General features: G+C 33.9%; 6 protein-coding genes. 1 reads left to right on the top strand and 5 read right to left on the bottom strand.

Annotated features, from left to right (window positions below; all coding sequences use genetic code 11):
• On the top strand, positions 1 to 196 hold a 196-nt coding region (locus tag ILS93_RS28305; RefSeq protein WP_483861622.1), incomplete at its 5' end, for a DUF8189 domain-containing protein.
• A gap of 538 nt (positions 197 to 734) precedes the next feature.
• Here ILS93_RS28305 and ILS93_RS28300 read toward each other — a convergent pair.
• The 5 genes from ILS93_RS28300 to ILS93_RS28285 all read right to left on the bottom strand — a co-directional run bounded on the left by ILS93_RS28300 (position 735) and on the right by ILS93_RS28285 (position 4,918).
• Entirely contained in the window at positions 735 to 887 is a 153-nt protein-coding gene (locus ILS93_RS28300; protein ID WP_157255869.1) for a hypothetical protein, read from the bottom strand.
• A gap of 664 nt (positions 888 to 1,551) precedes the next feature.
• A complete protein-coding gene (locus ILS93_RS28295) occupies positions 1,552 to 2,229 on the bottom strand; it encodes a hypothetical protein (RefSeq protein ID WP_006097171.1) in 678 nt (225 codons plus the stop codon).
• Positions 2,230 to 2,447: 218 nt separating this feature from the next.
• Positions 2,448 to 3,620, bottom strand: coding sequence for a plasmid recombination protein (locus tag ILS93_RS28290; RefSeq protein ID WP_483861621.1), 1,173 nt, complete (start codon positions 3,618 to 3,620; stop codon positions 2,448 to 2,450).
• A complete protein-coding gene (locus ILS93_RS29245; protein ID WP_483861620.1) occupies positions 3,604 to 3,915 on the bottom strand; it encodes a hypothetical protein in 312 nt (103 codons plus the stop codon). Before ILS93_RS29245 ends, ILS93_RS28290 begins: the two co-directional genes overlap by 17 nt.
• 436 nt (positions 3,916 to 4,351) lie before the next feature.
• Positions 4,352 to 4,918 (bottom strand): helix-turn-helix transcriptional regulator, encoded by a 567-nt coding sequence (locus ILS93_RS28285; protein ID WP_222661733.1) that lies wholly within the window; start codon positions 4,916 to 4,918, stop codon positions 4,352 to 4,354.
• Positions 4,919 to 5,225: the final 307 nt, after the last annotated feature.

Below are 5,225 nucleotides of genomic sequence, written 5' to 3'. Positions count from 1 at the left end.
CTGGGGGTCATTGGGTGGCACTATTGATATGTTAGCAATAGGGAAAAATGCTGACGGACGTCTTGAAGTTTTTGCACGCGGAGCAGATCGTGCTTTATGGCATATATGGCAAACAGCTCCCAACAATGGGTGGAGTAATTGGGGATCATTGGGTGGCACTATCACTCAATTAGCAAATGTAGGTCATAATTTATAGTAATAGTACATTTTTTAAACCTGCTTTTTGTCTGTCAGCTTAACGAGAAAAGCACACGAGCCGAAAAAAATTCCGCAAGGAACTTTTAGCCTTATATAAGAGTGAGATAAGCAAAGTAAAAAAACAGTAATAAAAAGAGTTTATAAAACTTTAAGTGTCATGTTTTCGTGACACCTAAAAAACTTCCACTTTCCATAATTACGTGAACACGAAAGTCCCCCAGCTAAACAATCTGGAAGACTTTTTTTTATAGGAAGGTAAGACATTGATATCCCCTCATGGTAAAGAATCTTTCACGACATAATCTCTTAGTTGTTTCCCTCTAGACAAATGAAAACTTAAAACTACTCAATCATATTAGATAAATTGCTCATAATCTATAATTTGAATGACTATGTAAAACTCTTAAAATACCTTATAAAACCTTAATTTACACTTAGATTAATATATGAATTAAAGGGAGAGAAAAAACTATGCAATGTATAAACTGTTCTCCAGTACTTCACTGTGTTTATTTTGGAAATAGACCGTTTTGCTATTATAAACAACAATGTACCATAAAACCTTGCCCAACTATACCAGACATTCCGATAATACACGATCCAGGACCATTAGGACCGGTAGAAATGTCCTCAAATTCTCCTGCAATCATGTCATATTCAACTGGACCTAGTTGTTTTGCGCGTTGCATGCAAATAACAGGAGGTGATTTCTACACCTGTCAAAGGGTATGTAGGCCCATTTACCAGTAATTTCGCGACATAATAACTTGGTTGGTCTTTTTTATTTTTTTAGGTTTCCCCCTGTTTTTGGGTGTGAGTGCTGGCTCGTCGTGTGGGGGCGAAACCCCACATAGCGTTAATTCCATATAGAAAAAGAAGAATACCTTGAACGGAAGAACTGGCGATTCGGCTGGTACAATCGTTGATCCAAGTCGAGCAACTTAACCCCGTTTTTGGTCTGTTCGGCTTGGCGAAAGCTAAAAACCAGCCGAAAAAAGTTCCGCAAGGACAGAAAAAAAAAGAAAAGGCGATAGCCTTTAGGTGAGGATTAACGAACCGACTTTTCTTTTTCTGAAGGTGGAGATTTTTGAGCGTTATTTGCTCAAAAATACTACCTGTTCCTTGCGGAACTTTTAGCCTTTAATAATAGTGATAATAGAGAACATCTACAAAAAACGTGTGAATCCCTTGATATGACTGGGTTAAATACACTTTTTAGGGTGTGACGTTTTCGTCACACTTTTAAGCCTTTTTGTGACGTTTTCGTCACACCTAAAAAAATATAAATTAGTAAATAAATGGATAAAACACTTTAAAATACATATAAAAAAGACTATATCAAATTGATACAGTCTAAAAAAATCTAGCTGGTAATTTTACTTTTTTACCATTTTGATCTTTAAGATTTTTCAAAGAATATTGAAACAATCTCATCGTTAATTTATCGAGTTTTACTTCATTTTTTCGAGGTGCACAAATCATTATGTAAGGATTTACTACCCATGTTCTAGGACTTACAGTCCGACCATTTTCAATAATTTGTCCAGCACCTTCTGGATTAAGTAAAATTTCTTTTTTCTTTAATGAATTCATAACCAAAGAAGTTTTTTCTCTTGATTTCCCTATCATTTCAGCAATTTCAGAAACAGTTGCTGCTTTTGGCAACTCAAAATCTTCCTCAGCGCTCTTTCGTTTCCTTTTAAACTTATCATCTCTACAAATAATAACATTACTTCTAAATTCCAAATAAGCTTGAATTCTAAATAAAAAACTTTCCTCTGCTTGAGTTAAATAACCAATACTATTCAACAAGTCTAAATTTCTGTGCATTACTTGATTAAATGGCTCTCCAGCAAATGGATCTTTATTAGTTCCAACATAATGATCTTCTCCAGTTAATTCTTTTAACTGTTGTAAAAGAGATTTTTTTAGTTCTTCAGCTTGGTCTCTTTGTTTTCCATCTTTCTCAAAATCTCTTTTTCTAGCATTTCTATCAGCTTGATTTAAAGCTTGTCCCAATTCTTCATTCATTGTTAAATCCTCCTCTAAATTGAGGGAATCAACAAAAACACCTATTTTTTGCTATTTGATTATAAAACAAATTATGATAATCTATAATCAGATAAATGAAGTCTAGGTATTTTAGTAGAATACCCTATAAAAAGAGTCATGTTCCAGCATGGCTCTTTTTTTTCATTCTATCACGTTTTCAATAACCTTGAAGATAAAAACAAAGTTTCCTTATTTTTTTACCGTTCCCTATCAAAATCTCGATGTCTGCTTATTTCTCTCTTATGTTCACGTTCAAATTGATTATCTACTCCCTTGCTATCCAATTCATTTTTAACAATTCCTCTAAGCACCTTAAATTGCTCTTTAAGAACTTTTTTCGTTTGTATATACAAAACTCTTATATTCGTCTGCAAACCCTTTATATAAGCTTTTAACGAGCTTATTTCTTTATTTAATGCACCAACTTCTTTTTGCAACTTACTTTTTTCTTGTTTCAACGTTCGATTTTCTTTCATCCAGCCCTCTGCATGCACTTTTAAACTCTCATTCTCTTTCACAAAGTCTGTCTTTTTCAAACGCTCATAATCCTTTTTGATAGTTACCGCTGCATTCACTTGCTTTGTTACTTCTTGATATTGTTCTGGTGATAACACATAATTTCTTGTCTGTTTCTTCGTAATCTCAGCTTTTCCAAACATTTTATCCTGTACTTCTACTACTACTTCTTTACGTAAAAATGGAATTTTAACAGGTTCATTTGGTACTTGATCCGTAGCACTATCTAATTCTTTTTGCATTTGTTCTACTCTTTTTTCTAACTCTATATGACGCTGGCCAATTAACTGCAGCTTTTCATTTTCACTCTCTACTTGTTGCTTTACTATCTCTAATTCTTTGTACGTATCAACGACATCAATTTCCAAACTCGTTTTCGTTACTTCTAATTCGTTTGTTTTCTCTTCAACGTTTTTTAAATGATCGTCAATCGTTTGTAACTGTGTTTCTTTTTCTTCTACTTCGTTTTCAATAGTTGACTTTGTTTCTGCATATTCCTTGTACTGACGAACTTTCATATACTTATGTGAACCTACATTGGCACGTTCAAAATTCGGAATTTGTTCTTTAGCCAAAGATTCAATATAAGCCGTTTCTAATTGTCTCCAATTCGCAATTAACTCCGTCCCTTTTCCTTTTACGCCTTGTTGTTGCAAAGCTCTATCCATTCCGACACGCCTCGTTAATCCTCGACTACTTTCAAAATTCGGTACATAGTTAATATGTAAATGCGGATTTGCTTCATCATCATGTAAAACCATGTTATAGACTGCTAGATTTGGATTTCGCCCTTGAAACACCTCTGCATACTGTTTTAACGCTTCTTTTTTAGCTTCCCTATACTTTGGGGTCATCTTTACCCTCTCCAACCGCTACAACCAATTCTCGTTGCTCATGTGTCTTTTCATTTTTATGTATTTTGTCATAGTAGTCCTGAATCTTACGGTCATTTCGTTTTTGCTTCTCATTATACTTGTCCACCGCTTCTTGAAAGACATCCTTGTATAAACTTCGGATATCCCTTTGAACAAAGTAGATATTCTCGTCTAACCTGGATGGATCAATACCAGGATTCCCATAAATGTTTTCTCTGTTATTATGGCTTAATGAACTTTGGTGAGATTGATTAAATGAGATAGAGAACAACATAAAGTGCCACCACTTCCCCTAGATTAATTGATACAATAAGTCTAGCAAGGCGACGAAATTGTGTCAATTGACGTAACCCTATACGTATTTTGACGCTTTCGCATCAAAATAGATAGGGGTCTGCGACGCTTTTCGGCTCCGCCGACCATGCCAAGCATGGAAAAGATTTCGGACTTTGTCCGAACCTACAAGGGGAACCCTTCCCCTTGACCCCATCACAATCGAACTCCCCAACCCCTCAATCCTTGAGGGGCTCCCTCGCCGGTTGGCAGGAACAAACAGTAGTTTGTTCAGTGCCAAGAGGGTCTGGGTTTTGTTCAGTTGGTCAAGTCAAATACTCCCTTCGTTTCACTAAGTCCGTTTTGATTGACCAACATAATATTCTCTATTTCTAATCATGTCTTGTATTTACACAATAACATTGAAAATCTTTATCTTATAAAAATATAGAAAAACTCAAAAGAGCAATAATTCCTGAAACCAACGCAACCGCTACAACAATCAATGTTTTTTGAATGATGTATTTTTTCTTATCTCGCTTATCTCTTTCTGCATTCACATCTTTATTTTCCATGAAAGCAACAATTTCAGCATATGTTTTTATATTTTCACGTTTCTTGATTATGTCAATTTTTATAGCAGCTGTCATAGCGATTATCCAAAAAACAATTGGAATAATTAAACCTACATTACCAAAATATTTAATTGCTAACCCTATCGATCCTACAGCTAAAATCAAAAATATAGCCATTACCTGTCCTAACTTATTAAATTTAACTTGCTGAAGATTATTTTTCATCATTTCCATGTCCCCTTTAACTAAATCATCTAAAGAAACATCGAAAAGAACACTTAGAAGCAATAAATTATGAATATCAGGATAACTTCTTTCATTTTCCCAATTTGAAATGGTTTGACGAGAAACATAAATTTTTTCAGCTAAATCTTCTTGAGAAAACCCTTCCCTATCTCGATATTTTTTAATTTGTTTACTAAGATTCATTTCGCTCGCTCCTTCTACATCCAAAATAGTTCAAGGTAATGATTTATAAGTAGCAAATATCTTTATAAAAGCTAATTTTAATATGTCAAAAGGCTTTATACATCGTTTAAACCCCTTATTTATCAACGATTGTTAAGATCTTAATCCTCAACAAAATAAACTTAAATGTATATTATCCACTTTTATGAAATCATTAATTTTAAATATATAAACCCTTACTAAACTATCATCTACATTCAATTGATACAATGTTATAAAAAAATAAAAAAGAATCCCATAAACATAGGACTCTTTTTTATTCTATTCC

Source organism: Bacillus sp. 16GRE42 (genome assembly GCF_019837435.1).
GTDB classification, from domain to species: Bacteria; Bacillota; Bacilli; order Bacillales; family Bacillaceae_G; genus Bacillus_A; species Bacillus_A wiedmannii.
Note: the sequence above shows the minus strand (reverse complement) of the source record. Positions and strands in the feature narration are given on the sequence as shown.

What these genes read in the sequence shown, in the direction of transcription:
- ILS93_RS28300 (WP_157255869.1), bottom strand. Translation starts at nt 887, where the DNA reads ATGCAACGCGCAAAACAACTAGGTCCAGTTGAATATGACATGATTGCA.
- ILS93_RS29245 (WP_483861620.1), bottom strand. Translation starts at nt 3,915, where the DNA reads ATGTTGTTCTCTATCTCATTTAATCAATCTCACCAAAGTTCATTAAGC.
- ILS93_RS28285 (WP_222661733.1), bottom strand. Translation starts at nt 4,918, where the DNA reads ATGAATCTTAGTAAACAAATTAAAAAATATCGAGATAGGGAAGGGTTT.
- ILS93_RS28295 (WP_006097171.1), bottom strand. Translation starts at nt 2,229, where the DNA reads ATGAATGAAGAATTGGGACAAGCTTTAAATCAAGCTGATAGAAATGCT.
- ILS93_RS28290 (WP_483861621.1), bottom strand. Translation starts at nt 3,620, where the DNA reads ATGACCCCAAAGTATAGGGAAGCTAAAAAAGAAGCGTTAAAACAGTAT.